Raw genomic sequence first — 26,571 nt, forward strand, 5'->3', positions numbered from 1 at the left:
GCCCCAGCGCCTCACTGTTGGCAGCCTGCCGGGATGATCGTTCATCGCCCACCTGCCCCATTCTGTCCGGATATAGACGTCACGGCCAGATGCGGTATTCGACAGCGGTGGCGGCAGACCCGAATGCATCGCACTGGTCGGCCGTCGCGCGGTACCTCGCCGATGTCGGCTCGTCTCCCCGATGGCGTTGTGGATGACGTCGGCGAGGGGTGCAGGTGCAGAGCTTGCTGGGAAGCCTTGACCAGGTCCGGGACGGTGGCGTTGTCATTGATTGGCAGCCCTCGTTCGTGCAGGACGACCTTCGCGGTCGCTTCGACAAGTTGCTTCGCTGTGCCGATCGCCCCGGCGGGGTCCTCGTGCAAGGCGCGGTGAGTCCATTCACTTTTTGGCAGTCCTGCCGAAGTATCTGTTCGGCCAGAAAGGTCAGCGGTTCGGAGCATAGGCGAGCACGCAAGGGGAACTCTTCTCGAATGCGTCGCGGCCGAAAGTGACGTGTGCAATCGAAGCCGTGAGAAGGAGTGCAATGTTCTATCATGTTCAGACCTTGCAGTTCGAGGCCAAACCGGATGGCCCTGACCCTGCCTTCGCGAAACGTCTGCAGGAGATCCTCGGGGGAAAATGGGGTGAGCTGACCGTCGCGCTGCAGTATCTGCAGCAGGGCTGGAACTGCCGGATGCCGGGCAAGTACAAGGACATGCTGCTGGGCATCGGTACCGAGGAGCTGGCCCACGTCGAGATGATCTGCACAATGATCGCGCGGCTGAACGAGGGTGCGCCGATGTCGGTGCAGGAGGCGGCCGTGTCGGACAATCCGATGACCGCGGCCATCTACGGCGGGTCCAACCCGCAGCATCTCATCAACAACGGCGGCGGGGGCTACTACCAGGACAGCAGCGGGGTGCCGTGGCTGGGCGCGTACACCACGTCCTCCGGCAACCTGATGGCCGATTTCCACCTCAATGCGACGGCGGAGATGCAGGGCAGGTTGCAGGTGTCACGGCTGTACAACATGACCGACGATCCCGGCGTCAAGGCGATGCTGCGGTTCAACCTCGCCCGCGACCACATGCACCAGCAGCAGTGGCTGGCGGCGATCGAGGAACTCAAGGCGGACGGATTGGAGGGCCTGCCGGTGCCCGAGGCGTTCCCGAACGAGTCCGAGCAGAACCTCGACTTCGTCAGCCAGTACATGAACTGCAGCGATGGCGCCGAAGCCGGTGCGGGCAGGTGGGCTTCGGGGGAGATGCCCGATGGCAGCGGGCGCAACTTCAGCTACACGGACAATCCGGAGCCGCACGGCGACCGGCCGGTGCTGCCTCCCGGTGACCCGCGGCTGTACGGCACCCCGCCGCCGTCGGCCGCCTCGATGAACCCTGCCACCGGGACTACCGACACTCAGGAGTGATTGTCGTCGGGGGATGCCTGGTTCCTACCAGGCTTCCCCCACGGGGGTCGGAGCCGAATACGCCGGAAAGGGGGGCGGCGGGCGAGCGTGGGTGTTCGTCAGGAGGCCGCAGCCGGTTGGCGCCGGCGTCGAGTGTGGGCGCGGCCGGTCGTGGTGTACCAGGTGATGGCGACGGTGGCGGCGAGGGCGATCTCGACCAGGTCGCCGCCGTAATACATCAGTTGGGCGGCGGTGTGCAGGTCGTCGGTGGTGACGGCGGTTGCGGGCGGGGGTGTGGCGTAGAGGGTTTTGGCGAGGATGGCATGGGCTGCTCCGGCGGCCAGCAGCGTGGTCGCGCGCCAGGCGAGGTTCCAGCGGTGGCGCAGCGGGTCGAGTTGGCAGACGGCGAAGGTGAATAGCAGCCCGGCGATCAGGACGTGGGCGTGGACCGCCGCGTGTACGAGCGGCTGGTGTTGGGTTGCGGCGTACAGCGGGGTGCGGTAGAGCAGCCACAGGACGCCGATGTCCAGCAGCGCGGCCAGTGGCGGGAAGACCAGCCAGGCCGCGGGCCGGGAGTGCGCCATCGTCAGCAGGGCGCGCCGCGCTCGGCCGGGGGGAAGGACGCGCAGGGTGAGGGTGAGCGGGCGGGACAGGACCAGCAGCAGTGGCGCAATCATCGCGGTGATCAGGTGCTGGGTCATGTGCCCGGTGAACGGTTCACCCGGAAGCGGGATCAGCACGGCGCAGACCAGCGCGCTACCGCCCGCGAGGAAGAAGACGTCCCGTCGCCTGGGCCACATATCGCCGCGACGGCGCAGGCGGGTGGCAGCCAGCAGGTAGCCGAGCACCGCCGCGCAGGCGGTCGCGGCGATGACCAGTTCAATCGCTGCGATGCCGAGATGAGCTGGCGCGTGCTGAATGTGTGTGGCAGTCACGCGCCCGCCGCATCGGCTGGAGTGCGTCGGCGGGCGCGCACGGCCAAGGCGACGCCGATGGCCAGCAGCACCAGCCCGGCGGCGTTCCAGGCCAGGTCGTAGGGCAGGATGGTGTCGACGCCGTAGCGGACCTGGTGGATGCGCAGCACCTTGTGATCGACGATGCCGTCGAAGAGTTGGAAGCCGCCCAGGCCGAGAAACAACCCCGCCCAGGCGTGGGTCGGCGCCAGAGCGCGGCGGCGGCGCAGGTCGGCGTACAGGACGAAGCCGGCCACCAGGCCCAGCAACTCGGCGGTGTGCAGCAGGCCGTCCGAAAGCAGGCCGACCGCCGGAGTGGAGCGGTCGAAGAAGTGGTGCCAGGCCAGGATTTGGTGAAAGACGATCTCGTCGACCGCGGCCATCACCGCCGCACCGAGCAGCGCACACACCGCCATCGACCGCCCGGGCATGGAGTGGGTTTCGGAGGGGCCGGGTCGAACTGGTCCGGTCATGGTCAGTGTCAACCCTCGGTTGTGTCGGTATCTCGTGTCGGCAGGGTCCGCCGGTGCAGCGACGCTGTCGTGCGTCGCCTTGTGCGGCTATCGACTGTAGGCGTGGTCGCGGGGCAGCGGGTCCACATCGGACCGGCGGCCGGGGCGCATTGAGGCGTGACTCTGACCGGGGCCGGGTCCGGAACGAGCGGCCAGGACATCGGCCACGATGCCGGTGGCGAAGGCATATACGGTCTTGTGCACTAGGTCCACCACCAGTTCCTGCCGGGGCCACGAGGGTGGTGGGGCACCGACGCCGGTGGCGTTCTCCAGAATCTGGTCATTGGTCAGCCGGACCACAGCGAACTTCGCCGAGGACCACGGACCGCGCAGCCCGGCATGCGCCATGACCGAACGTAGTACGCCGAGCAGTACACCCTGGCCGACGTGCATCGCCCAGTTCACCGGCACAGGTTGTCGTCGCGGTCGTTCCCTCATCCCGGTCAGGCGTTGCAGAACTCGTGCCGGAACGTGGGAATCGGGGCGTCCGGTCAGGCGTTGCTCCACCTTCTCGCCCAGCGTCATCACCACCACCCCGGCCGCGCCGGCAACCAGGCCCTGCCACAGCGCTCGTTTCATCACACCCGAGTACCCCGGCCCACCGGTCCCAATCGTGTGGGCCCAGCAGGAGCGGGTCAGCGTGAACCGCGGATAGGTCGTGCGACCGAATCGATGTCAACCCGACACGAACCGCTGTCCCCGCTGCAAACCCGCGCCGATCAGCCCCAGTGTGGTCCCTTCCCGACGTATTCGGTTCCCACCCGCTGCGCACGGGTGCTCCAACTCGGTGACCAGGTACTGATCGCTCCGCCGACGTTTACTCGTGCTGGGGTAAGCCGGTTTGGCGTGTGCTGGCGCGGGTACGGATATTGCATGACAGCCACCATTGCGCCGCCCAGCATCATCACGTATCTCATCGGCCAGCAGCGGCAGGTTTCCCTGTTGTTCAGCCAACTCGAGAAGCTGCGCAACGCTCCGAGTGAGCAGGCCCGGGGCCTGGTGCAGCAGGCTGTGATTGGGCTGATGAAGAACTCCGTCGTCGAGGAGATCCACCTCTTTCCCTTCGTCCGTGACCGGTTGCCCGGCGGCGACGAGATCGCGGACCGGGAGATCGCGGCGCTGGCAGAAGCGGAGCAGACGATGAAGGAGCTCGAAGGCCTGGATCCGGACGACCCTCACTTCTGGCCCACAATCCATACTCTGATGGGGCAGGTGAAGGCCGTGGTACACGAGCAAGAGTTCATGCTGTTCCCACTGATGCAGAAAACGTGCTCGAACGACGAGCTGGTCACCCTTGGCGTTCGCGCTCAGGAATCGGCGCAGATGTCGCCTACCCGGCCCCACCCGAACAGTCCGAAGGAGGGTGCTGCGCTGCAAATGCTGGCCCCCGGTGTCGGCCTGGTGGATCGTATCCGCGATGTGATCACTGGCCGTGGACATTGACCACGACATCAAGGGTCTCGACACAGCAGAGCAGGCGTGAGCGCGCGCTCTCGGGATTCGGCTTGTTCGTCGTCAACGATGAAATCGCCGGCCCACTGCTTCGCGTCACTGGACCAGCGAAAGCCTACCCCTGGCAAACCCACGCGCGCGGTCTCGTTGGGCACGTCGTACTCGGCGTCGCGATCCATCTCGTGCTGGACGCCCTGTCATCGACCGACACGGGTGCTATCAATTCAACTGATGCGGCATGACGCGAAGCCCGCGGCGTCGTTAGCGACGATGACGGCTATCGCAGGCATATGCCTCCCTGGCACCGGTGCTCAGGACCCACTGCAGGATCCACTCGAGTGACTGGGAGTTCGGGCTGTGGACGCGTGCAGACCGAGCCGCGGAAGCGTAGCCACGATTGCTCTGACCCTCGGACTGACGCGTAGGCACCACTGCGATCTCGCTCCCGGCTTTCCGCATGAGATCAGCGCTTGCTATATCGCCGCTTGTCACATTGACGACGCCGTTTGCCCTACCCGGGCGGGGGTAGCCGTTCAGGCCAGACGGCATGGAGACCGACGAGCATCACCACTGGCGATCCAAGAGCTGCGGTCTGCTATCGCAATCGTCAATTACGGAGCGAACCTGACACAGGCGAGTTGCCAACGCCAACGGTCAGCAACGCTGACCGCTCCGAGCCCCCGGAATCGGTATGGTCAGTGTCCCGATACCGGGGAGCGGCATGGGCCACGTCCCCTCCAGAGCGGCTCTGGAAGGACGTGGCCCATGTTGTTGTCTGTGTTGACAGTGGTCCACCCGGCGCTCCTCGTTCCCCTGAGTGCTGCCGCTTCGATCGGGGCCACGGTGCTTCTCGTGCAAGGCGGGCGCGTACACGGAGCGGGTGAAGCCGAGACCTGGGTACTGCGGGTGTAAGAGCAGCGGCGCCGGGTACTCCTGTGCCGCCATTAGTGGATGTGAGTTGCCAGTGACGCGAGCGAGGGCAGTTGAACCCGTGACGCAGACATCGAGGAGCACCTACTCACCGGCGCCGATGCCGCATGCGCCGCGTCGTGCCGAGCCGCCTGGGCAGGTGCTGTTGCGGTTGATCAGGACGACCGATCACAAGCAGATCGGCATCCTCTACCTGGTGACCTCGTTCGGGTTCTTCCTGATCGGCGGTCTCATGGCTCTGCTGATGCGTACCGAACTGGGTTACCCAGGGCTGCAGTTCCTCTCTCCAGAGCAGTACAACCAGCTGTTCACCATGCACGGCACCATCATGATGCTGTTGTACGCGACGCCGAACGTGTTCGGCTTCGCCAACTTCCTTGTGCCGTTGCAGATCGGCTCGCCGGACGTCGCGTTCCCGAGACTGAACGCACTCTCCTACTGGCTGTACCTGTTCGGAGCGCTCATCACCATCGGCGGCTTCCTCACGCCTGGTGGTGCCGCCGACTTCGGCTGGTTCGCCTACACACCCCTGTCCACTGCGGCGTACAGCCCGGGAGTGGGCGGGGATCTGTGGGCGGTGGGTCTGATCATCACCGGCCTCGGCACGATCCTGGGTGCGGTCAACATGATCACCACGATCGCCTGTCTGCGCGCGCCCGGCATGTTGATGTGGCGGATGCCGATCTTCACCTGGAACATCCTGTTCACCAGCGTGCTGGTACTCGCGGCGTTCCCGATCCTTACGGCGGCGCTGTTCGGGCTGCTGGCAGACCGTCACCTCGGCGCACACGTGTTCGACCCGGCCAACGGTGGCGCGATCCTGTGGCAGCACCTGTTCTGGTTCTTCGGTCACCCCGAGGTCTACATCGTGGCCCTGCCGTACTTCGGCATCATCAGCGAGATCGTGCCGGTGTTCAGCCGAAAACCACTGTTCGGCTACAAGTTGATGGTCTGGGCGACGGTCGCCATCACCGGCCTGTCACTCGCCGTATGGGCGCATCATATGTACGCGACAGGCGCTGTGCTGCTGCCGTTCTTTGCGTTCCTGTCATTCCTGATCGCGGTGCCGACCGGGATCAAGTTCTTCAACTGGATCGGCACTATGTGGAAGGGGCAGCTGACTTTCGAGTCACCGATGCTGTGGTCGATCGGGTTCATGGTGACGTTCCTGTTCGGCGGGCTCTCCGGCGTGCTGCTCGCGGCGCCGGGAGTCGACTTCCACGTCACCGACAGCTACTTCGTGGTCGCGCACTTCCACTACGTCCTGTTCGGCACCATCGTGTTCGCGACGTTCGCCGGGATCTACTTCTGGTTTCCCAAGATCACCGGTCGGATGATGGACGAGCCACTGGCCAGGCTGCACTTCTGGACCACGTTCATCGGCTTTCACACGACGTTTCTCGTGCAGCACTGGCTCGGGGCGGAGGGAATGCCCCGCCGTTACGCCGAGTACCTTGCGAGCGACGGCTTCACCGGGTTGCACATGGTGTCCACCATCGGGTCCTACATCTTGGGTGCCTCCGTGCTGCCGTTCATCTGGAACGTCGTCCGCAGCTGGCGCTTCGGCGAACCCACCGACCTGGACGACCCCTGGGGGTACGGCAACTCGCTCGAATGGGCGACGACGTCTCCACCCCCGCGGCACAACTTCTACGACCTGCCCCGAATCCGCTCCGAACGACCAGCCTTCGAACTGCACTACCCCCACTTCGTCGAAAAGTTCCGAAACGAAAGCCACCGCACCCCCGTCAAACAGCGCCCCCAGCCCGCCGCACCCGAAGAACTCGGGGCCGCGCTCACCCAGCCTGACGAACAGGGACCAAGCAGCGACCCGCGCGGCAAGTAGCGGATATGCGCCCTGTCAACGCCGGTCGAAATCTGACCCCCTGGTTCGGCTTGGGTTCCAGTACTTGTCGCAACACTCCTGGTAGAAGAGGGCGTACTGATGACGAGGCGTGGAGCGAAGCGGCGGTTGGATCTTGAGTCGCGGTACTGGCAGTTGGTTCTGGCGGGTGTAGGGACGGTGGAGGCGTGCCAGATCGCGGGATTGGCCGTAAAACCGGCTACCGCTGGCGGGCGGAGAACGGCGAGCTTCCACCCGCATTGGTTGCCGAGGAGACCCGGTCGAGCCGGTATCTGTCTCGGGTGGAGCGGCAGCGGATCGCCACTCTTCGACGAACCGGTCAATGGCGCGGGGTGCTAACCGAGTGTTAGGGAAGCCCCGAGGGAAGAGCTGAATCGCGATGACCACTGGACCTGAGCACGACTCCTCTCGACCAGACAGGCCGGACCCGATCAGGAAAAGCCCATCCGGCGAGCACAACGATGACGAGCAGCCCGAGCCTGAGGCCGATCACGACCAGAGTAATGAGTTGGATACGCGCGTCGCCTCAAGTGGTATGCGCCCCTACGGCGGCGATCCAGATCCCGAGAGGGAGAAAGGCACCTTGCCGGGGAAGTGGCACGACCACCAGATCAACAAGCAGAAAGATCGGTAGTCTGCTGCCCAGTGAATGCCCCATGCTGAGTGAGCATCAACCGCATGTGGAGTTACGGGTGACGAGGCAACTGGAGCAGCGACGCGATCGTTCCGACTGTTCGGCATCGTGGCTACCATTTTATGGCCTCAGATCAACAACTACTTACCGCCATCAGCGAACGACGGTCGCGACGCAGACCCGGTTCAGGCTGAATTTCAAGCGACGGAATACCCACGAAGTGCCCTGGCGATACCACGTCAAGGACAAGACCAAAAAGACCAGTATCTATTCCCTGGAGATGCGAGTCAGCTACCGCTGATCGCACCGAGGCCAGCAGGGACGAAGAGTCCAGCCCGGCCGCTGCGACAGATGCACGACGCCATCATCCACGCCACGTGGCGAGCCGGGAGGATATGTCGGCGTCGGCGAGCTTCCCCTTCCGCATAGCAGGATGTGAATGATTCGCAGCAGGACACGTCAGCCGCTCGGTTGCTCAGTTGGAGCGGGGGCACTCGGCCAGGGTGAGGAAGTGGTGAGTGAACTCTTGATTGCTCTGCTCCGAGATGTGTTGCTGTTTCGTCATACCATCGACCAGTCAGGCGGCGAGTTCACGCACTTTCACGTTGTGTTCCTGCGATTGCCAGCGCAACAGTGACCACGCCACAGCATTATCAATGCTGTAGGTCAGCATCAACGTTTTTTTGGCCTGTTCAATCACTGCTCGAGTGCTGAGCGCGGCGTCCAGTTGGTGGTCCACCTCGGTCTGGACGTCCAGGTCGGGCTCTCCGTGAGGTCCACAATGTATCCGGATACCCGTTGCACCTGGCCCTGTTCGTCATGGTGGCCCTCGCCGAGCACGACCACGTGTCGTACCTGCTGATGTGTATCGATGATGCGGTGGTAGTAGGAGAATGGCTCGCCGGTTGCCAGCGCCTTGTCGAGTACCTCGTTGGCGCGAGGCCGTTCCTCCGGGTGTTTGTGCTCTAGCAGCAACTGCGTACTTGGCTCGATCTCGCCCGGTTCGTAGCCGTGAATCAGGTACACCCCCGTCGTCCACTCTCAGGAATCGCGAGCCCGTTCGTAGGTGTAGCGGCCGATCCGATGGACACTGTCCGCGCCCAGCGGATTGGACAGGTGCCGCTTCTCTGCATCATCGGTCATGTCATCACCCCCTTCCACTCAGGAGTGATGGTGGCGGCCATGACGATGACCCGCTGACTCAACCGACAGCAGCAACGCCAGCGGCGGGCATGCCGAGCAGGAAGCCGCCCAGGTTGGTGTAGAGGAACGAGGCCAGAGCCGTCAGGACGAGCGCGACGCCGAGCGGTGCGTGGTGTTGGGGCTGGGTCCAGAGCAACACACCGAGGGCGATCATTCCGCCCCCGAGTAGGAATCCGAATCACAGCCTCAAAGATCATGGCTGCAGACCACGATCTCTGCCCAGATTCAACAAGTTGGTTCCCTCTCTGACACCAGCCGCTTGACACAGAGAGGTGCAGCTCGCGTTACGGTCCCGTCAGGAGCGGGGCCTCGGGGTCGGAGAGGGTCGTGGGTGCGGCGGTGTTGGTCGTTTCGTCGCGCTGGGGGTCCAGGCGAACCCGAGGCTGCCGCCGATAATGCTCAGCAGCATGCCGATCAGGAAGCCGCCGAGGTTGGAATAGACGAATGAGGCGAGGGCGAGCAGGACGATTGCGATGCCGAGCATGACTCGCTGCTCGGGGAGAAACCACAGCAGCGGGCCCATGGCCGCGATCAGCCCACCGAGCAGGAACCCGGCCAGCCCCGCGACACCGGGCAGCGCCAGCACGGTGAACTGGTTGGCGGGTAACAGCAGGATGATCAGCCCACCGGCCAGAGTGACCACGCCACCCCAGAACGGTCGGCCCCGCCGCCACCGAACCGAGGCCGCCCACCAACGACCCCAGGACAGCTCCACTAGAAGCACTCCTTGACGTCGGTCCCGGCGGTCAGGTCGACCGCGGACAGTTTCAGCCCGCTGGTGGTGACCCAGCGGACGTCGGCGTGCAGGTCCAGCAGCACCGACCGCGCGGTGATCGGGAGCGTTCCCTCGTGCCCGGAGTCCACCGGCGTGCCGTCAGGCGCGGTGTCGTGGCGGTTCAACGTGAGGGTGCCCCCGGCCAGGTCAGCGCCGTCGATGTTCTCGATAGCGAACTTGACGTCATCGGCCTGCAGTCGCTGATCGCCTCTGGTCTCGACCCGCAGCACATAGTCTCCGAAGGGGGTTCGCGCCTTGCCCGAGCCGCACAGCCCGGTCGCGCGGACACCGGAGAGCCCGACGACCACGACGGTGTGCTTGCGGCCGTCCTGGGTTTCGAAGAACTGAGGAAAAGTCCCGTAGCCGGTCGCCGACATCTCATCGATTTCGATCTTGATACGGCGTTGACCCTCCGCCGCGATGGAGATCGGCAGCACACCGTTGATCATCCCGCCGACCATCAGCACCACCACGATCAATGCCGGCGTCAGCAGTCCCACGAAGCGGCGCCACCGGGTCCGTCCGCCCCCAACGCTCGCACCCGAGTCGGCTGCATGCCTCGACACCGTTGCCATGACCGACCACCTTCTTTGCGGCGTGCTCACCGGCCGGAGCCTTCGATGCGGCACGCGACTCAATAAGACTAGGAGTCCTGTACCGAGACTAGCAGTCTCGCGCCGGCGACAATAACGCACAGTCCCGGCTCGCGCGGTTCGGTCAGCTCACGGTGTGGGCGGCGAGGAAGTCGTCGATGATCCGGGCACAGAACGTCGTGCCGCTGGCTCGTCCGGTGACCAGCCGGTTGAAGATGAGCGGGCCGATCAGCTGCGCTAGCGCCTGATCGGTGTCGATGACCTCGCGCAGGCCGGCGCTGGACAGGACGGCGTCGAACGGCTCGCGGTACTGGGCGATGAGTCGGCGCTTCAACGTATGCAGTCGCGGCCGGTCGCTCTCGGGCTCACCGTTGTCGACGTTGTCGACGGGTCCGGCCGTGGGCATGCTCAAGCCCAGCCACGACAGCAGCGTCAGGTGCAGCGGAGCGTGCTCGATCAGCGCGGCCTGCTTGGCCAGCAGCGCGAGCAGCCGCTCGCGCAGTGTCCCGCTCTCCGGGGCGGGCGGCACCGGCGGTAGGAGTTGCTCGAACGCGGCCGCCAACAACTCGGTGCCGGTGCCGAAGTGCCGGTAGAGGGTTGCGCGAGAAACGCTGGCGACGCGTGTCACTGCGTCGATGGTGACCGCGTCGATACCGCCCTCGGTCAGTAACCGGGTGGCCGCGTCGATCAGCAGCGCGCGAGAACGCGCGGGCCGGGGGTCCTGGGCAGCATTCCCGGGCTCCGGCTGGGCGGGCATCGCGGCGTTGGCCGACATCGAGTCCCCTCTCTCTCCTACAGCCAGCAGCCGTTGAGTTCGTGTAATTGATCGTCACACAGTCCCCACATCTGGCCTGTTAACTAATAGTCTAGGACCGATACTGTCAGTCTTAAACCGCGTGGTCTGCCGCGCCGCACAGCCCGAGCGGTCGACAGTTCGCGCGAGACAACACCCAGAAGAGGTTCAGCCCGTGACCACTGGCCCCACCACCGTCCACTACCAGTGCAAAGGCATCACTCTCGCCGGCGACCACTGGACACCGGACACGAGCACCCACCCGCGCGGCACTGCCATCCTGCTCCACGGCGTCGGACAGACCCGCAAATCCTGGCAGCGCACCGCCGCCCGCCTCGCCGCCGACGGCTGGTCCGCGCTGACCCTCGACGCCCGAGGCCATGGCGACAGCGACTGGGCCTGCCCCGACGGCTACACCCTCGAGCACCTCGTCGACGACCTCACCCACATCGGCCGAACGTGCGAGGACAGGCCCGTGCTCGTCGGAGCCTCCATGGGCGGCCTCACCGCCCTGGTCGCCCAAGCGCACCACGACCTCGGCCGCGCCCTGGTCATGGTCGACATCGCCCCGCAGATGAACACCACCGGCGCCGAACGCATCCTCAGATTCATGGGTCAACACCGCGAGGGATTCGCCACCCTCGACGACGCCGCCGCCGCGCTCGCGGACTACAACCCGCATCGAACCACGCCCGGCAGCACCCGCGGGCTGCGCAAGAACCTCCGCAAACATCGCGACGGGCGCTGGTACTGGCACTGGGATCCCCAACTTCTCCAGTTCATGGCCGATCCCGCTGCGTTCACCGACACCCTGCGCCAAATCGATGACGCGGCGCACCAGATCACCGCACCCACCCTGCTCATCCGCGGCGAACTGTCCGACGTCATCGACCAAGGCTCCGTCGAGCACCTCCTCGATCGCATCCCCACCGCCAGCAGCATGACCATCGCCAACACCGGCCACATGATCGTCGGCGACGACAACGACTTCTTTACCACTGCCCTGCTCGACTACCTCAACCACCTCCCAGCCACTCCCGACACGTGACACGACCGATCGTCGCCCACCCGAGCCGCCCACCAAGGCGAGCAGGACATCGTCAACCCGCCGAGTAGCGACCCCGCCAGCACCTGTTTGAACCAGCCGCGCCCAACGTCCGCTCAGCTCGCCATAGGGCTCCTACCACGTCTTTCGGCAGCGACCTGGAGATAACACGCGGGCCGATGAAGTTCTCCAATCGCCGCTTGACTCCGTGGTGCCACTGCACCTTCGATCCCGCCCGCCGGGTTCAATTCGCCGTCCCGGTACACCCCGCACCAGCCATCTACGCGGCTGCGGCTTTGATTGCGGTAATCAGTGAGCTTGCCCCAGTTTCACGGACACACCGGGTGTGCGGTCAGGCCGCGTCGGCCGCCGATGAGAACTCGCCCGTCGGGTCGCCCGCAGTTCCGACGTGGACGCGCTGGTCAGCGAACCTGCCCCGCACAGCAGCTTGTGACAGGGCGCGGCGCAGGCCGCCCAGGCGGCGTTGGTGTCGATGTGACCGCAAGGCAAGTGGGTCAGCGGGCCGTCGACGAGGTCGGCGAAGGCGTGTAGGTGGTCTCGGCAGACCTCGGCATCAAAGATCTGACCCTGGGTGTCGCGGGATTGGCTACGGCGTCGGAGGGCGCCGCACCGGGTTCCAGCGTGTTCGCTGACGCCCGACGATGGCAGCCTGGACCACGGCATTAGCCACCACAGTGACCGAGAACAAACGTCCCCGTGCGGGCGGAGACGACGGTACCGACGCAGTAGACGTTCCATGGTCCCAGACCTGCGGTCCTCTCCCGCGACGATGGCCGCCCAAGCTGGCCAGCTTGGGCGCCGCCTCCGTCCGTAACGCGCCTGGATTCACGCCCATTTCGAACGCGGCGGTCGTCGTGCTGGGGAGGTGTCTCAGTTCAGTAGGTTCGCCCGGGACCTGCGCGACGCTGGCAGTATTTTTACACAATCTCCAATCTTGTCAAGGGTGCTGTACGTGTTGTACGGTTTTGTCAACTAGCTGAGGAGGGTGAGATGAGCGGTAAGAAGGCAACGGTGCCCGCTGGCTCGACGCAGCAGTGGACTGACCGCAAGCGCTACCTGTGGCTGATCGGCCTGGTGGTGCCGTCACTGGCGTTCCTGGCGATCGCGATGCACGCGGTGACCGGCTGGGGCGTGTGGTTCTGGATCGGTCCGATCGTGATCCTGCTCGTGGTCCCGGCGATCGACTTGGTCGCCGGCCTGGACCGCAGCAATCCGCCCGACGATGTTATCGAGCAACTCGAGAACGACCGCTACTACCGCTGGATCACCTACTTGTTCCTGCCTATCCAGTACGCGGCGTTCATTTTCGCGTTCTGGCTGATCGCGCGGGGAGAGCTGTCTGTCGTGGACAAGATCGGCCTGGCCGCCACGATCGGGTGTATCGGCGGGATCGGTATCAACACCGCGCACGAGCTCGGGCACAAGAAGGAGAGCCATGAGCGGTGGTTGTCGAAGATCGCGCTGGCGCAGAGTTTCTATGGGCACTTTTACATCGAGCACAACCGCGGCCACCACGTGCGCGTGGCGACTCCGGAGGACCCGGCGAGCAGCCGCGTGGGGGAAAGCTTCTACCGATTCTGGCCGCGTACCGTCTTCGGTTCGTTGAAGTCGGCCTGGGAGCTGGAGCGTAACCGCTACGCACGTCGTGGGCAGCACCCGTTCCGGATCGGCAACGACGTGCTCAACGCGTGGCTGATGTCGGCCGTGCTGTGGACCGCGATGATCGCGTGGCTGGGCGTCGGCATTGTTCCCTACCTGCTGATCCAGGCGGTGATCGGGTTCTCGCTGCTGGAGATCGTGAATTACATGGAGCACTACGGGATGCTGCGCCAGCAGGTGGGCACGCCTAAGCGGCGCCGCTACGAGCGGGTCGATCCCAGTCACAGCTGGAACTCCAACAACATCGCCACGAACGTCCTGCTCTACCACCTGCAGCGGCACAGCGACCACCACGCCAACCCCACCCGCCGATACCAGACACTGCGCGACTTCGCCGAGTCGCCGGTATTGCCCACCGGGTACGCCGGGATGATCGTGTTGGCGCTCATCCCGCCGCTGTGGCGCCGGGTGATGGACCCGCGCGTGGTCGCCCACTTCGACGGCGACATCAGCCGCGCCAACATCCAGCCGGGCAAGCGGGCGAAGGTACTCGTCCGGTATGGCGCCACCGACGCGCCCGAAGTCGTCGCCGCCGACGCCGGAGGTGACGCGACGGACGGCGGGATGTGCCCCGGCTGCGGCTATGTCTACGACGAGAAGCTCGGCGACCCGCGCGAGGGGTTCCCTGCGGGCACGCCGTGGTCGGCGATCCCGGACTCCTGGTGCTGCCCGGATTGCGGCGTCCGGGAGAAGGTCGACTTCGTGGCCCCGGGGCGGGTGAGCGCGTGATGCGGATTGAAGCCGACCGGGACAGGTGCGAGGGCCTCGGTATGTGCGAGGCGATGGCGCCCGACTTCTTCGAGGTGGGCGATGACGGCAGGGTCGTCGTGCACGAGGAACACCCAGACGAGGAACACCGGCAGGACCTCACCGCTGCGGTCGACGCCTGTCCGGTGCTCGCGTTGAAGCTGAGGGACTGACCGTGACACTCGTGGTGGTCGGCGCTTCGCTGGCTGGGCTGCGCGCGGTGGAGTCCGCGCGCCGCGTCGGCTACGACGGCCGGATTGTGCTGATCGGCGCGGAGGAACAGCTGCCCTACGACCGGCCACCGCTGTCGAAGGCGTTCCTCGACCCGGACGGCCCCGCCAGTGTGGAGCCCTTCCGCAGCGAGACTGAGTTGCGCGAGGACCTCGGTGTCGAGCTGATGCTGGGAGCACCTGCGGACGGGCTCGACACCGAGGTTCGGGAAGTGTCGGTGTCCGGCACGATGGTGCGCTACGAGGCGTTGGTGCTCGCGACCGGCGCCACGGCACGGCGGTTCCCCGGCTCCGATGGCTGCGCCGGAGTCCACACCTTGCGGACGGCGCAGGACGCCGCCGCGGTACGCGCCGGGTTGGATCGGGGCGCGCGCACCGTCGTGATCGGCGCCGGCTTCATCGGTTCGGAGGTCGCCTCCGCGGCACGCAAGCGGGGCTTGCCGGTCACGGTCGTCGAGACGCTGGACCTGCCACTCGTCCGCTCGGTCGGGCGGCAGGTTGGCTCCGTCTGCGCCGACCTGCACCGCGCGGCGGGCACTGACCTGCGGTTGTCCACCCAGGTCATGCGGCTGGAGGCGGCGGATGGCGTGGTGACCGGGGTGCGGTTGTCCACCGGGGAGGTCCTGCCCGCGGACCTCGTCGTGGCCGGTACCGGGGTCTACCCGGCCACCCGCTGGCTCGAGGGCAGCGGCGTGCCGTTGCACGAGCGTGACCGCGGCGTGGTCTGCGACGCCACCCTGTCAACCGGCCTATCGGGTGTGTACGCGGCGGGCGACGTGGCCCATGTGGTCAACCCGCTGTTCGACGACGAGTCGATGCGACTAGAGCACTGGACGAACGCCGCCGAGCAGGGAGCGGCCGCCGCCCGACACGCCCTCGACCCGGCCGCCGCGCGCCCACTGGCGGCAGTGCCTTACTTCTGGTCCGACTGGTACGGCCACCGCATCCAGTTCGTCGGCACTTCACGCGCCGAGGAGGTGGTGGTCGCCGTGCCGGCCGAGGCCGGGTTCACGGCGCTGTACCGGCGCGGCGACCGGATCGTCGGCGCGCTCACCGTGGACCGGCCGCGCGAGATCATGAAGTACCGGCGGCGCATCGCCGCCCGGGGGTCGTGGGCGGAAGCGGTCGCGTTCGCGGCCACCACCGGGGCGGTCGCCTAGGATGGCGGCCATGGGCGGGACTCTCTCAGCCGCGTCCGCCGTGGGCGGCCAGTACCGGCAGCCGATCATCGCCGCGGCGATCGAGTTGACAGCTCGCACCGGCTGGTCGGCGGTCACCATGGCGCGGCTGGCCGAACACGTCGGCGTCAGCCGCCAGACCGTCTACAACGAGATTGGGTCCAAGGCCGCGCTGGCCGACGCCATGGTCGCCCACGAGCTGGACCGGTTCCTCACCGTCGTCGGCGACGCCTTCGACCGCCACCCAACCGACCTCGTCGAGGCGATCTATGCCGCGGTGCGTAACGTGCTGGAACTCGCCGCCGACAATCTCCTGCTCCGCGCGATCGCCTCCGCCACCCATGGCACGGACACCGAACTACTCCCACTGCTGACCACACAGGCGGGCACCCTGATCACCCGGACCAAAGCAATGCTCACACACCGCGTGGCGTCCTACCGGCCAGGGCTCACAGTTGAGCAGATCGGTGTGGTGGTCGACGCGATCGTCCGGACAGTCCTCAGCCACGTCATGCAACCCTCGCAGACCCCAGCGCACACCGCGGACGGTCTCGCCTGGCTGGCCTCCCGCGTGCTTGACCAGCCCTCCCGGAAGCCCCTGCGCTACGGCTGACGCGGGCGGGGCTGACGCGGTGGACCGGCCGTTTCGCCGAGTACGCTCTCTCGCGCGCTCCCCGGCTAGCCAGGGTCCGCGCCGTTGGTGTCTCCCGCGGTGAGGTCGCGGGCGAGGATCTGGAGGTCGTCCGCGGCGCGTTGCTCCAGTGCGGGCAAGTGGCGGGCGGCGGCGTGGATGGTGTGGATGCGGGTGAGCGCGTCGGTTTTGCTGGTGGCGATGGCGGCGAGGTCGCTCCACAGGCGGGCGAGTCGGGTGTAGGTGTCGGCGGCTTGCCGAGCGGTCGACAGCTGTGTGCGGCGGGCCAGGTAGCTGAGGTAGTCGGCTTGCAGTCGGCGGAACAGGCCTCCGCCGGTCCCGGCTTTCTCGATGAAGGCGGCCAGGGCGAACAGCGTGGTGTCGAGCTGGTCGGAGGAGAACAGTTCGGGCCAGCGGCTGAGGTCGTCGACGAAGGTAGCTACGCCGTCCACACCGTGTCCCTCCACCAGACCTGGAGTGCCGTGGGTAATGCTGTCAAACATTGGTTCGGGGTCGCGCAGAGCTCGGGCGGCCGCGTGGCAGGCGTCAGCGGTGACGTCGGCGAGGGGCGGCAGCTGGGTGGGGTAGCGCAGCCGGTAGGTGGTGTGCCGGGTAGGGGTGGGAAAGCCGGTGGACGCCCGAGCGCGGGCGAGCGCATCGTAGGGGACGTGTTGCGGGTCGGGGCGGTCATTGTCGACGACGGTGGCGGTGTGGCTGTCGTCGTTGTAGCCGACGATGACGATGTCGTGGCGGCTCATGCTCAGCCGGACCCGCAGGTAGGGGAGTTCGGCGATGTCGGCCCAGCACAACACGGGGTAGCCCTGGTCAAGTTCGTCGCGGACCCAGGCCCAGCCTTCGTCGGGGTCGTCGGTGGTGTCGTGGGTGGCGGTGATTCCGAGACGGCGGGTGAAGTCGACGGTGAGGTCGGGGCCGCGGCCGACCAGGTAGATCGGTGGGGTCATAGCCGGATGGCGCAGGTAGGTGAAGCCGAGCGCGCCGCCGAGACCGAAGATGGTGCCCTCGTCGAGGGGTGTGGACTCGTAAGACAAACCGGCCCAGTGCAGCAGGTCGCGCAGCGCCCCGGAGCCGCAGTGCCCGGCCAACTCGTGCGGGTAGTCAGTGATGTGCTGCTGGTCAGTCACGGGTGGCTCCTGTACTAATCGCGGGCGGTCTATGCGATGTGTGAGTGGTATGCGGGTGCCCACAGGGTCAGCGGGATCGTGGCGATGACGGTGCGGTGCACTGCCTTGGACAGGGAGTCGGTGGCACCGCCGCGCACCTGGGTCGGCAGCGTGGCGGTGGTGGCACCGAGGTGGGTGCGGTAGCTGCTGGCGAGCAGACTGCCGGCGATCGCGATTGCGGCCCCGATTCCCTGGGCGGCGTCGTTGACCGGACGTAGATGTCGCCAACGCCCTGCCCCACCTCGACGTCTCCGGCACCGCGACGTGGTGCGACAGCCGGATGGCATGGTGACGGGTCCTTCGAGCTACAGGGTGCGGGCGATGATTTCCTTCATGATCTCGTTGGTGCCGCCGTAGATCTTCTGTACGCGCTGGTCGGTCCAGGCGCGGGCGATGCGGTACTCGCTCATGTAGCCGTAGCCGCCGTGGAGTTGGAGACAGTTGTCGATCACGTGCATGGCTCGGTCGCTGCACCACCACTTGAGCATGGCGGCGGTGGCCACGTCGAGGCCGCCGTCGAGGTGGCGGCTGATGCAGTCGTCGAGGAACACGCGGCAGACCCGGGCCTCGGTTGCGGCCTCGGCAAGGGTGAACCTGGTGTTCTGAAAGGAGAAGATCTCCCTGCCGAAGGCCTGGCGGTTCCTGGTGTAGGTGAGTGTGTCGAGCAGAGCCGCTTCCAGGGCGGCGACCGAGGTGATGCCGATGAGCAGCCGCTCCTGCGGGAGTTGCTGCATCAGCTGGCCGAAACCCTGGCCCTCGGCGGTGCCGAGGAGGTTGGAGGCCGGGACGCGGACGTCGTCGAAGAACAACTCGGCGGTGTCCTGCCCGTGCAGGCCGATCTTGTCCAGCACACGGCCGCGACGGAACCCCGCGCGGCCGGATTCCACCACGACCAGCGAAATGCCGTCGGCGCCCCGGGACGGATCGGTCTTGGTCACCACGATCGCCAGGTCGGCCTGGCCGCCGTTGGTGATGAAGGTCTTCGCGCCGTTGATCACGTAGCTGTCGCCGTCACGGATCGCCTTCGTCGTCACATTCTGCAGGTCCGAGCCGGTCCCCGGCTCGGTCATGGCGATGGCACCCACCCATTCGCCGGAGGCGAGTTTGGGCAGCCATGCCTGCTTCTGGTCCTCGGTGCCGTAGGCGAGGATGTAGTGCGCCACGATCGCGTTGTGCAGCCCCACGCCCCAGCAGCTGTCGCCACTGGCGGCCTGCTCTTCCAGCAGTACGGCCTCGTGCGCGAACGAACCGCCGCCTCCACCGTAGTCCTCCGGGATGGACAAGCACAGCAACCCCACCTGCCCGGCGGTGGTCCAGAGGTCCCGGTCGACACTTTTCTGCTCGGCCCAGCGCTGCTGGTTCGGGGCCAGTTCTTTCCGGCAGAACTGACGGGCCAGATCACGGAACTCTTCAACATCATCGGTGTTCCACCGGCTGCGGTACTCAGCCATAGCGTGTCTCCCTCCGAGTCGTGGTGGTTTCCGGGCTTGGGCATATCTCGAACCCGGCGCCGACGTGCGGGACGACAGAGGTTCGCCCTCAGCGGTCCTTGCGGTCGTGTGGTTGGTGCCGGGTGAACATGGCCTGGACGTCGGCTTCAAGGCCGTGCGGGGCGAAGTGGTTGTGGTCGACGACGACGAACAGGGCCTCGGCGGTGAACCGGGTGATGCCGTCGTGGCCGGTGCCGGTGGCCTCCAGGTGGAGTCGCCGGCCGTGCCGCCGCTGCAGGCCTGCGGTGATGCGGTGCGGCTGGCCCAGCGGCACCGGCGCGAGATAGTCGACGGTCAACCTCCGCGTGACGGCCATCTCTTCCACGACGTAGAGGACGAACCCGAACAGGTCGTCGCAGGCCGCCGAGATCGCGCCACCGTGTGCCAGGCCCGGGGCGCCGCGATGCCGCGCGTCGAAGGTGACGTCGGTGACCACGCTGTCCCCGTCGCGGGAGACGGCCAGGTGCAGACCCGCCGGGTTGTCCGGCCCGCACCCCAGGCACCGTGGATGGTGCGGCGGCAGCGAAGTGAGCGTCGAGTCGGCCATCGCGGTGCCCCCCTCCTTTGCGCCATCGGTGAATGCGAGACTAGTAGTCTCGCTGTGATACTGGGGGTTTAAGAAACGGGTTGTGGCCACCGTCACGCCGCTGGTCTAGTGCCGCTGTGTCGTCGCGGCGAAATGGGCTGCGCCGATGTCGATGATGTCCTGGCGGCTGGCGGGGAGTTCCCCGGTCAGCCAGGCCATGAGTAGTTCGGCGAGGCCGCCGGTGAGCAGCAGACCGGCGATCTGGTCGTGGGGTGGCGGGAGCGCATCGTCGCCGTAGAGGGTGCGGGCTTGGGTGGCGATCAGCTGGGCGAACTCGCGCAGCAGTTCGTGCCGCCGCGCGCGCAGCGGCTCGGCGGCGGATTCCAGCATGGCCACGCGCCCGATGCGCGGGTCGCCGGTGAGCAGGTCGACGAACGCGCCGATCGCCGCTTTGGCTTTCATCTGGGGGTCGCCCTCCGTCTCGGCCAGAGCGCGCAGCCCCACGTCCCGGATCTGCGACGCGATCCGGTCCAGCACCGCCAGCAGCAGCTCATCCCGGTGGGCAAAGCTCTCGTAGAAGTAGCGCTCGGTCAGCCCGGCTCGCGTGCAGACCGCGGTCATCGTGGTCTGCCGCCACCCGTGGGTGCCCAGCAAATCCAACCCGGCCGCCAACAGTTGCTCGCGCCGCTGGTCGCGGCGCTGCTGGGCGCTGATACCCCGATAGCTTCGCTTCGGCACCGACATGCCCCCATCTTGACATACTCTCCTGTCAGAATCATTCTGACCGTGGTTCCTGTCAGAAGTCGGAGCGATCGGCAGCGGAGGCGATACCAGTGGCACAGCAGGTCAACGGGGCTCGAGGGCGCCGGGAGCGGACCGCGCGGCCGCTGCGCGGTGTGGTCGTGGCCATCACCGGGGGATCGCGAGGCATCGGGGCCGCGACCGCGCACACGCTCGCCACAGCCGGGGCGACGGTGGCCGTCGCAGACCTCGATCTCCCCACAGGACAGTGGCTGAGTCAGCACCCGACGGTGCGCGGGTGGCAGGTGGATGTCACCGATGGGGAGGCCTTCACGGCGTTCCTTGACCAGGTCGAGTCGACGTGCGGCCCGCTGGATGTACTGATCAACAATGCCGGGATCATGCCGCTGGGGCCGCTGGGTGAGGAGCCGGGATCGGTGACGGCCCGGCAGGTGGAGCTCAATCTGCACGCGGTGATCCATGGCAGCCAGCAGGCCGTGCGCCGGATGCGGCCGCGCGGGCGGGGGCACATCGTCAATGTGGCCTCGCAGGCGGGCAAGGTGGGCTTCGCTGGGGCGGCCACGTATTGCGCCACCAAACACGGTGTCGTGGGCTTGTCGGAGGCGTTGCGCGCGGAACTGCGGGGCACCGGGGTGGCGGTGTCGTGTGTGATGCCCACGGTGGTGCGGACCGAACTGGCCACCGGTCTGGGTGGGTCCCCGCTGGTGCGGCCGGTGACCGCGCAGCAGGTGGCCGACGCGATCGTGGGCGCGGTGCGCCGGCCGCGGTTCGCTGTGTACGTGCCCCGGTGGCTGGGGGCGGTCAACCGGCTGCTGGAGCTGGTGCCGCGCGCGCTGGCCGATGTCCTGATGCGGATCTCCGGAGCGGATCGGGTCCTGGCCGGTGCTGACCCGGCTGCCCGGGCCGGTTACGAGGCCCGCGCTGTGCCCGAGCGCGGGCACGACGCACTGGCCAGCCCGGACGCGCTGGCCAATCAGCAGGCGGCGGGAGCGCAACCCTCATGACGAGCGACCCGAGCACCACGGCGACGCAGCGAGGGGTGTCGCTGGTGTGCGCCGGCCACGACGTCCACGAGGTGGCGGCCCTGGCCGCCCACGCGGAACAGGCCGGGTTCGAGTCGGCCTGGGCGGCGGAGTTCTACGACCGTTCGGCCGTGGTGGCCGCGGCGGCGATGGCCGCGGTGACCGAGACGATCACGGTGGGCACCGGGATCGCCTACGGGTTGGGCCGGACCCCGCTGGTGCTGGCCGCCGAGGCGCGGGATCTGGACGCGGTCTGCGGCGGGCGGCTGATCCTGGGGCTGGGGACGGGAACACGGCGCATGCAGCAGGACTGGCACGGCTTGTCCGGTGAGCATCCCGCGCCCCGGATGGAGGAGCTGGTGCCGCTGTTGCGCCGGCTGTGGCGGCTGGATGAAGCTCCGGTGCGGCACGAGGGCCGGTTCTACCGCACCCACGTGGTCCCGACCGCGCCCGTCGCGGCCCCCACGCGGCGGGCGATCCCGGTGTATCTGGCCGGGGTGAACGCGCGCATGGTGCGCGCCGCCGGGGCGGTGGCCGACGGGCTGGTGGGCCATCCCTTGTTTACCCCCGAGTACCTGCGCCACACGGTGCGGCCCGCGCTGCAGGCCGGTGCCGACCGCGCCGGCCGCACCGGGGCGGTGCCGGTCGCCGGCTATGTGATCTGCGCGGTGGATCCCGACGAAAACCACGCCCGCCGACTCGCCGCGGCCCAGATCGCGTTCTATGCCTCGGTGAAAACCTACGACGCCATCCTCGCCCTGCACGACTTCACCGACGAGGCCGCGGCCATCCGCGCCGCCCGCCGCGCCGGTGACCTGGAGGCGATGGTGGCCGCAGTGTCGGACCGGATGATCGACACCATCGCCGTGGCCGGCACGCCTGAGCAGGTCCGCACCCAGTTCACCACGCGGTGGGCGGGCCTGTACGAGCAGACCCTGCTGTATCCACCCTCCTTCGCCGGCCGGTCGGCCACCACCGCCGTCCTGGATGCCTTCGCCCCACTGACCTGCACACCCACCAAATAAGGAGAGCCGCCATGGTCCCCATCGTTGAACGCACCACCCAGGCCGCCCGACAGCGCCTATCGTCGGTACTGGTGGCCCCCGCACCCCAGGCGGTCGACGAGGCGTGGCGCCGGTTCAGCCGCCGCTGGCCCGCCACCGACCTGGCCACCCCGCCCGCAGGCAGCGGCCTGCGACCGGTCCGCGGCGACTTCGGCACACCTGTGGTGGGGCATCTGCTCGACTACATCCGATTCGGCACCGACTTCGGCCGCGAACGCTACGAACGCTACGGCCCGGTCACCTGGATGGGCGCGTTCGGCACCCGCATCGCCACCGTGGCCGGCCCGGAGGCGACGCAGCTGGTGCTGACCAACAAAGACAAGGCCTTTTCCCAGGCCGGGTGGGCATTTCTGATCGACCAGTTCTTCCACCGCGGGCTGATGCTGCTCGACTTCGACGAGCACAAGATGCACCGCCGCATCATGCAGCAGGCCTTCACCCGTGACCGCCTGGCCGGCTACACCCAGCAGGTCGCGCCCTGCGTGCGCGCTAGCGTGCCCACCTGGCCCACCGACCGTCCGGTGCGGTTGTACTGGCTACTCAAACACCTCACTCTAGACATCGCGACCCAGGTGTTCATGGGCGGCCGCGGCGGCTCGACCGACACCGAGCAGATCAACCAGGCCTTCGTGGCCACCGTGCGCGCCGCCAGCGCGCTCGTGCGCGCCCCGCTGCCCGGCACTCGCTGGCGCGCCGGCGTGCGCGGCCGCCGGGTACTGGAAGACTACTTCGCCCAGCACCTACCCGCCGCCCGCGCCAGCACGAGCGAGGACCTCTTCGCCGCGCTGTGCCACGCCACCACTCCGGAGGGCGAGCGGTTCAGCGACGACGACGTCATCAACCACATGATCTTTCTGATGATGGCCGCACACGACACCTCCACCATCACCACCACCGCGGCCGCCTACTACCTCGCCACCCATCCCGAATGGCAAGACCGCGCCCGGCAGGAATCCCTCGCCCTCGGCGACGCCCCGCCCGACATCGACGCCCTGGAAAGCCTGGACACCCTCGACCGGATCATCAAGGAAGCCCTCCGGCTGCTCGCCCCCGTGCCCCTGGTGATGCGCAAGACCGTCACCGACACCGACCTCCTGGGCCACTACCTGCCCGCCGACACCCTCGTCGCCCTCGCCCCAGCCATCAACCACTTCGTACCCGAATGCTGGACCGAGCCCGACACCTTCGACCCCGACCGCTTCGCCGCGGACCGCCGCGAAGACCAAACCCACCGCTTCGCCTGGATCCCCTTCGGCGGCGGCGTGCACAAATGCATCGGCATGCACTTCGGCACTCTGGAGGTCAAAGCCATCCTGCACGAGATGTTGCGCAGCTACCGCTGGAGCGTCCCCGATGGCTACCGCATTCGGTGGGATAACACCTCCCTCCCTGTGCCCGCCGACGGACTGCCCGTGCACCTCACCCCCCGTTGACCCACGCACCGCGCCAGCCGAACCGCAAGGACACCGATGATCCCCGAGGCCGGGCCCGCGACCACGGAGGCACACAGCGATGAACGCACCATGAGCCGAGCACCGCGCCAGCGTGCCCTCCCCCGACTCCTGCAGCAGCCGCATCCGGTGGCGATACTTCATCGGCCTGCTCGCCCCCGCCACCCCTCGTGATGGCACTGATGATGCTGGGAGTGCTGCCGGTGTCTGCAGTCGTGCGGGGCCAGCAACGCATCAAGATCGCCCTGGACGAGGTGTTCCGCACACGGGTATGGAACCTACCCACAGTTCTTCCGCCCCGCGACGGACACACCCGGCCCGTGGTCGTGGTCGGCCTGCAGCAGTAGCGCGCCAAAGGCGTCTGCGCTTCCCAGTAAAGTAGACAACCCCGTGGGTCCGTTTATCTTGCGGATAGCTACCAAGCCAGGAGCCCCGACCTGCGCACCGAGGATCTACAGTGGCCATCGAAGAGATCAACGGCCCGGACGCTGCCGGGCACAGTCTCGCCCTGAACCGCGGCGCCACATGCTTGCCAACCTGCGATGGGTCACCGCCAGCTGTCTCCTTCGGCACAGTACGGGCATGCGCAACGCCGGGGGCCTGGTGGCGGCAATGGCGCCGTCGGCGCCCGTCTTCGCAGGACTGCTGGCCATCGTGGCGGGTACCACGATCATGCTGCTACCCCCAACCAGTACACCGTCTTCGCACTGCCCGGCACCGCGGGCTTGACCGGATTCCTACTCGGGGGCGGAATGATCGTCCTCGGTGTGTTGCTCTGGACCCAGCCCCAACACCACGCACCGCTCGGCGTCGCGCTCGTCCTGACGCCTCTGGCCTCGTTCCTCTACACCAACCTGTGCGGCCTCCTGCTCGGCATCCCGCGGGAGGGTCCGTAACGCGAACGGTGTTTCCGGCGGTGTCGATTAGTAGGTCTCGGTCACCGGCCAGCGGTCACCGAAGGTGATGGAGAACGCGTTGATCACTGGCTTCCAACGCATCATCCATCGTGCCGCCCCGGTCCCTGTGGGGTCGAGGCTGCGGGTCACAAGATACAAGCACTTCATCGCCGCTTGCTCGGTGGTGAAGTGCCCACGTGCCCGGATCGCGCGCCGGTAGCGTGCGTTCAACGACTCGATCGCGTTCGTCGAGCAGATCATCCTCCTGATCTCGATATCGTAGTCCAGAAAAGGAACGAATTCGGTCCAGGCGTTACGCCAGAGTCGAACCATGGCTGGGTATTTCTTCGACCATTTCTCGTCCAGTTCGTCCAGTGCCGTTGCGGCGGCGTCGGCGTTGGGTGCCGTGTAGATTTCTTTCAGGTCGCGTTTCAACGCGTCCGTGTATTTCCGGGAAGTCAGCCGAAACGAATTACGAATTAAATGCAGAACGCACGTCTGGACGATCGTTTGTGGCCACACCTGCTCCACCACCTCCGGTAACCCCTTGAGGCCGTCACAAACCAGGAAGAACACGTCCTTAACGCCGCGGTTCTTGAGATCCACCAGCACACTCATCCAGAACTTGGCGCCCTCGCCGCCGGTACCGGCCCACAATCCGAGCACGTCCTTGCGGCCGTCGGTGGTGACGCCGATCGCGGCGTAGAACGGCCGGTTGGCGACCTGGCCGTCCCGCACCTTGACCACGATCGCGTCCACGAACACCGCGGCGTAGACCGGCTCCAGTGGACGGCTTGCCCAGTCCTGCATCTCCTCGATCACCTTGTCGGTAATCCGAGACACCGTCTCCTTCGACACCGACGCGCCGTAAATCTCGGCGAAATGCGCCGAAATTTCGCCCGTGGTCAACCCCTTCGCATACAACGACAACACGATCTCGTCCACGTCAGTCAGTCGACGCTGACGTTTCTTCACGATCTTCGGCTCGAAAGTCGATTCCCGATCCCGGGGAACCACGATGTTCACCTCTCCAGCCGCGTCCGAAACCACCGTCTTCCCCCGGGCCCCATTCCGCACATTCGCCGAATCACGATTCGAATCGGCACGATTCTTCGCGTGCCCGAGATGCTCGGTCATCTCCTCGTTCAGCGCCGCTTCCAGAACGTTCTTGGTGAACAGCTTCAACAGCCCGTCCGGTCCAGTGAGCGACAGGCCACGTTCCCGCGCCTGCGCCACCATCGCCGCCGCGGCAGCCTGCTCGGCCGACCGCTCCCGCTCCGACTTCCTCATCTTCCTCTGATCCGCGCTCACAGCATCGGATGCCATCACTGTCCGTACCCATCCCGCCGGATTTCACCCCCGGCGTGTCGGGCCGGAAACACCGCTCACGACACAGTCCCCCATCGTGCAACCGCAGGGTTACTACCGCACGTTCGAGTGCAGCGTCGGTACGTGGAACGAACCTGCTCGGACGGCCTAATACTGCAACGGCAGTTAAGGAAGTGGGTAGCCGCGGCGTTTGTAGTGGCTGAGGCGGGCTTGGTGTTGTCGTCGGCGGCGGAAGCGTGACCAGGA

At 66.8% G+C, this 26,571-nt stretch carries 26 protein-coding genes and 1 pseudogene; 12 read left to right on the forward strand and 15 right to left on the reverse strand.

Annotated elements, in window-relative coordinates; genetic code table 11:
- Nucleotides 1-523 precede the first annotated feature (523 nt).
- Nucleotides 524-1,405: a manganese catalase family protein gene (locus ACFVM3_RS36280; protein ID WP_051172177.1), complete on the forward strand. Its 882-nt coding sequence runs from the start codon at nt 524-526 to the stop codon at nt 1,403-1,405.
- Between the two features lie 98 nt (nt 1,406-1,503).
- Here the strand turns inward: ACFVM3_RS36280 and ACFVM3_RS36285 are convergent, their stop codons facing one another.
- The 3 genes from ACFVM3_RS36285 to ACFVM3_RS36295 all read right to left on the reverse strand — a co-directional run bounded on the left by ACFVM3_RS36285 (nt 1,504) and on the right by ACFVM3_RS36295 (nt 3,428).
- The gene (locus ACFVM3_RS36285; RefSeq protein ID WP_197684728.1) at nt 1,504-2,319 is read right to left on the reverse strand and encodes a cytochrome c oxidase assembly protein; all 816 of its coding nucleotides are present in this window, start codon (nt 2,317-2,319) and stop codon (nt 1,504-1,506) included.
- Entirely contained in the window at nt 2,316-2,810 is a 495-nt protein-coding gene (locus ACFVM3_RS36290; RefSeq protein WP_043832417.1) for a DUF2243 domain-containing protein, read from the reverse strand. The genes ACFVM3_RS36285 and ACFVM3_RS36290 overlap by 4 nt, the downstream gene beginning before the upstream one ends.
- An 87-nt stretch (nt 2,811-2,897) precedes the next feature.
- Nucleotides 2,898-3,428: a hypothetical protein gene (locus tag ACFVM3_RS36295; protein WP_197684727.1), complete on the reverse strand. Its 531-nt coding sequence runs from the start codon at nt 3,426-3,428 to the stop codon at nt 2,898-2,900.
- Nucleotides 3,429-3,722: 294 nt separating this feature from the next.
- Between ACFVM3_RS36295 and ACFVM3_RS36300 the strand changes: the two genes are divergently transcribed.
- Both ACFVM3_RS36300 and ctaD read left to right on the forward strand, forming a co-directional pair.
- Nucleotides 3,723-4,292, forward strand: a complete 570-nt coding sequence (locus ACFVM3_RS36300) for a hypothetical protein (protein WP_043832421.1) — start codon at nt 3,723-3,725, stop codon at nt 4,290-4,292.
- 1,039 nt (nt 4,293-5,331) lie between these two features.
- Nucleotides 5,332-7,077 carry a cytochrome c oxidase subunit I gene (gene ctaD, locus ACFVM3_RS36305; RefSeq protein ID WP_043832423.1) on the forward strand — a complete coding sequence of 582 codons (1,746 nt, stop codon included), beginning with the start codon at nt 5,332-5,334 and terminating at the stop codon, nt 7,075-7,077.
- 1,229 nt (nt 7,078-8,306) lie between these two features.
- On the opposite strand, the gene ACFVM3_RS36310 is transcribed toward ctaD, so the two are convergent.
- The 6 genes and pseudogenes from ACFVM3_RS36310 to ACFVM3_RS36335 all read right to left on the reverse strand — a co-directional run bounded on the left by ACFVM3_RS36310 (nt 8,307) and on the right by ACFVM3_RS36335 (nt 11,075).
- Entirely contained in the window at nt 8,307-8,429 is a 123-nt protein-coding gene (locus ACFVM3_RS36310) for an ANTAR domain-containing protein (protein WP_158077458.1), read from the reverse strand.
- Nucleotides 8,426-8,755 carry a PAS domain-containing protein gene (locus tag ACFVM3_RS36315; protein ID WP_076153553.1) on the reverse strand — a complete coding sequence of 110 codons (330 nt, stop codon included), beginning with the start codon at nt 8,753-8,755 and terminating at the stop codon, nt 8,426-8,428. Before ACFVM3_RS36315 ends, ACFVM3_RS36310 begins: the two co-directional genes overlap by 4 nt.
- A 175-nt stretch (nt 8,756-8,930) precedes the next feature.
- A pseudogene (locus ACFVM3_RS36320) lies at nt 8,931-9,095 on the reverse strand (DUF6114 domain-containing protein); the annotation flags it as partial.
- A gap of 132 nt (nt 9,096-9,227) precedes the next feature.
- Nucleotides 9,228-9,656, reverse strand: a complete 429-nt coding sequence (locus ACFVM3_RS36325; RefSeq protein WP_318780707.1) for a DUF6114 domain-containing protein — start codon at nt 9,654-9,656, stop codon at nt 9,228-9,230.
- Entirely contained in the window at nt 9,647-10,207 is a 561-nt protein-coding gene (locus tag ACFVM3_RS36330) for a DUF6230 family protein (protein ID WP_043832425.1), read from the reverse strand. The genes ACFVM3_RS36325 and ACFVM3_RS36330 overlap by 10 nt, the downstream gene beginning before the upstream one ends.
- 217 nt (nt 10,208-10,424) lie before the next feature.
- Complete coding sequence (locus tag ACFVM3_RS36335) at nt 10,425-11,075, reverse strand: TetR/AcrR family transcriptional regulator (RefSeq protein WP_170160675.1); 651 nt, start codon at nt 11,073-11,075, stop codon at nt 10,425-10,427.
- 193 nt (nt 11,076-11,268) lie between these two features.
- On the opposite strand from ACFVM3_RS36335, the gene ACFVM3_RS36340 reads away from it, so the two are divergent.
- The 5 genes from ACFVM3_RS36340 (at nt 11,269) to ACFVM3_RS36360 (ending at nt 16,586) form a co-directional block, all read left to right on the forward strand.
- A complete protein-coding gene (locus tag ACFVM3_RS36340; RefSeq protein ID WP_043832427.1) occupies nt 11,269-12,141 on the forward strand; it encodes an alpha/beta fold hydrolase in 873 nt (290 codons plus the stop codon).
- A 1,008-nt stretch (nt 12,142-13,149) separates the two neighbouring features.
- Nucleotides 13,150-14,547 carry a fatty acid desaturase gene (locus tag ACFVM3_RS36345; RefSeq protein ID WP_043832429.1) on the forward strand — a complete coding sequence of 466 codons (1,398 nt, stop codon included), beginning with the start codon at nt 13,150-13,152 and terminating at the stop codon, nt 14,545-14,547.
- A complete protein-coding gene (locus ACFVM3_RS36350; RefSeq protein ID WP_043832431.1) occupies nt 14,547-14,738 on the forward strand; it encodes a ferredoxin in 192 nt (63 codons plus the stop codon). The genes ACFVM3_RS36345 and ACFVM3_RS36350 overlap by 1 nt, the downstream gene beginning before the upstream one ends.
- Before the next feature lie 2 nt (nt 14,739-14,740).
- Complete coding sequence (locus ACFVM3_RS36355; RefSeq protein WP_043832433.1) at nt 14,741-15,955, forward strand: NAD(P)/FAD-dependent oxidoreductase; 1,215 nt, start codon at nt 14,741-14,743, stop codon at nt 15,953-15,955.
- A gap of 1 nt (nt 15,956) precedes the next feature.
- Entirely contained in the window at nt 15,957-16,586 is a 630-nt protein-coding gene (locus ACFVM3_RS36360; protein ID WP_043832435.1) for a TetR/AcrR family transcriptional regulator, read from the forward strand.
- Nucleotides 16,587-16,651: 65 nt separating this feature from the next.
- Here the strand turns inward: ACFVM3_RS36360 and ACFVM3_RS36365 are convergent, their stop codons facing one another.
- From ACFVM3_RS36365 to ACFVM3_RS36385, 5 genes are all read right to left on the reverse strand, one after another.
- Entirely contained in the window at nt 16,652-17,746 is a 1,095-nt protein-coding gene (locus ACFVM3_RS36365) for a BtrH N-terminal domain-containing protein (protein ID WP_043832437.1), read from the reverse strand.
- 29 nt (nt 17,747-17,775) lie between these two features.
- Nucleotides 17,776-18,072: a hypothetical protein gene (locus ACFVM3_RS36370; protein WP_091679880.1), complete on the reverse strand. Its 297-nt coding sequence runs from the start codon at nt 18,070-18,072 to the stop codon at nt 17,776-17,778.
- An 18-nt stretch (nt 18,073-18,090) separates the two neighbouring features.
- A complete protein-coding gene (locus ACFVM3_RS36375) occupies nt 18,091-19,236 on the reverse strand; it encodes an acyl-CoA dehydrogenase family protein (protein ID WP_043832439.1) in 1,146 nt (381 codons plus the stop codon).
- An 88-nt stretch (nt 19,237-19,324) separates the two neighbouring features.
- Nucleotides 19,325-19,822 carry a PaaI family thioesterase gene (locus ACFVM3_RS36380; protein WP_043832442.1) on the reverse strand — a complete coding sequence of 166 codons (498 nt, stop codon included), beginning with the start codon at nt 19,820-19,822 and terminating at the stop codon, nt 19,325-19,327.
- Nucleotides 19,823-19,927: 105 nt separating this feature from the next.
- On the reverse strand, nt 19,928-20,545 hold the full coding sequence (locus ACFVM3_RS36385; protein ID WP_043832444.1) for a TetR/AcrR family transcriptional regulator: 618 nt from the start codon (nt 20,543-20,545) through the stop codon (nt 19,928-19,930).
- Between the two features lie 89 nt (nt 20,546-20,634).
- Between ACFVM3_RS36385 and ACFVM3_RS36390 the strand changes: the two genes are divergently transcribed.
- From ACFVM3_RS36390 to ACFVM3_RS36405, 4 genes are all read left to right on the forward strand, one after another.
- On the forward strand, nt 20,635-21,567 hold the full coding sequence (locus ACFVM3_RS36390) for an SDR family oxidoreductase (protein WP_378444419.1): 933 nt from the start codon (nt 20,635-20,637) through the stop codon (nt 21,565-21,567).
- A complete protein-coding gene (locus ACFVM3_RS36395) occupies nt 21,564-22,610 on the forward strand; it encodes an LLM class flavin-dependent oxidoreductase (protein ID WP_051172181.1) in 1,047 nt (348 codons plus the stop codon). The genes ACFVM3_RS36390 and ACFVM3_RS36395 overlap by 4 nt, the downstream gene beginning before the upstream one ends.
- Nucleotides 22,611-22,621: 11 nt before the next feature.
- The gene (locus ACFVM3_RS36400) at nt 22,622-24,082 is read left to right on the forward strand and encodes a cytochrome P450 (RefSeq protein WP_378444420.1); all 1,461 of its coding nucleotides are present in this window, start codon (nt 22,622-22,624) and stop codon (nt 24,080-24,082) included.
- Nucleotides 24,083-24,642: 560 nt separating this feature from the next.
- Entirely contained in the window at nt 24,643-24,996 is a 354-nt protein-coding gene (locus ACFVM3_RS36405) for a DUF6114 domain-containing protein (RefSeq protein WP_218160488.1), read from the forward strand.
- A gap of 27 nt (nt 24,997-25,023) precedes the next feature.
- Here the strand turns inward: ACFVM3_RS36405 and ACFVM3_RS36410 are convergent, their stop codons facing one another.
- Nucleotides 25,024-26,286 carry an IS256 family transposase gene (locus tag ACFVM3_RS36410; protein WP_091679885.1) on the reverse strand — a complete coding sequence of 421 codons (1,263 nt, stop codon included), beginning with the start codon at nt 26,284-26,286 and terminating at the stop codon, nt 25,024-25,026.
- Nucleotides 26,287-26,571 lie beyond the last annotated feature (285 nt).

Source organism: Amycolatopsis sp. NPDC057786, assembly GCF_042797905.1.
Lineage (GTDB): Bacteria > Actinomycetota > Actinomycetes > Mycobacteriales > Pseudonocardiaceae > Amycolatopsis.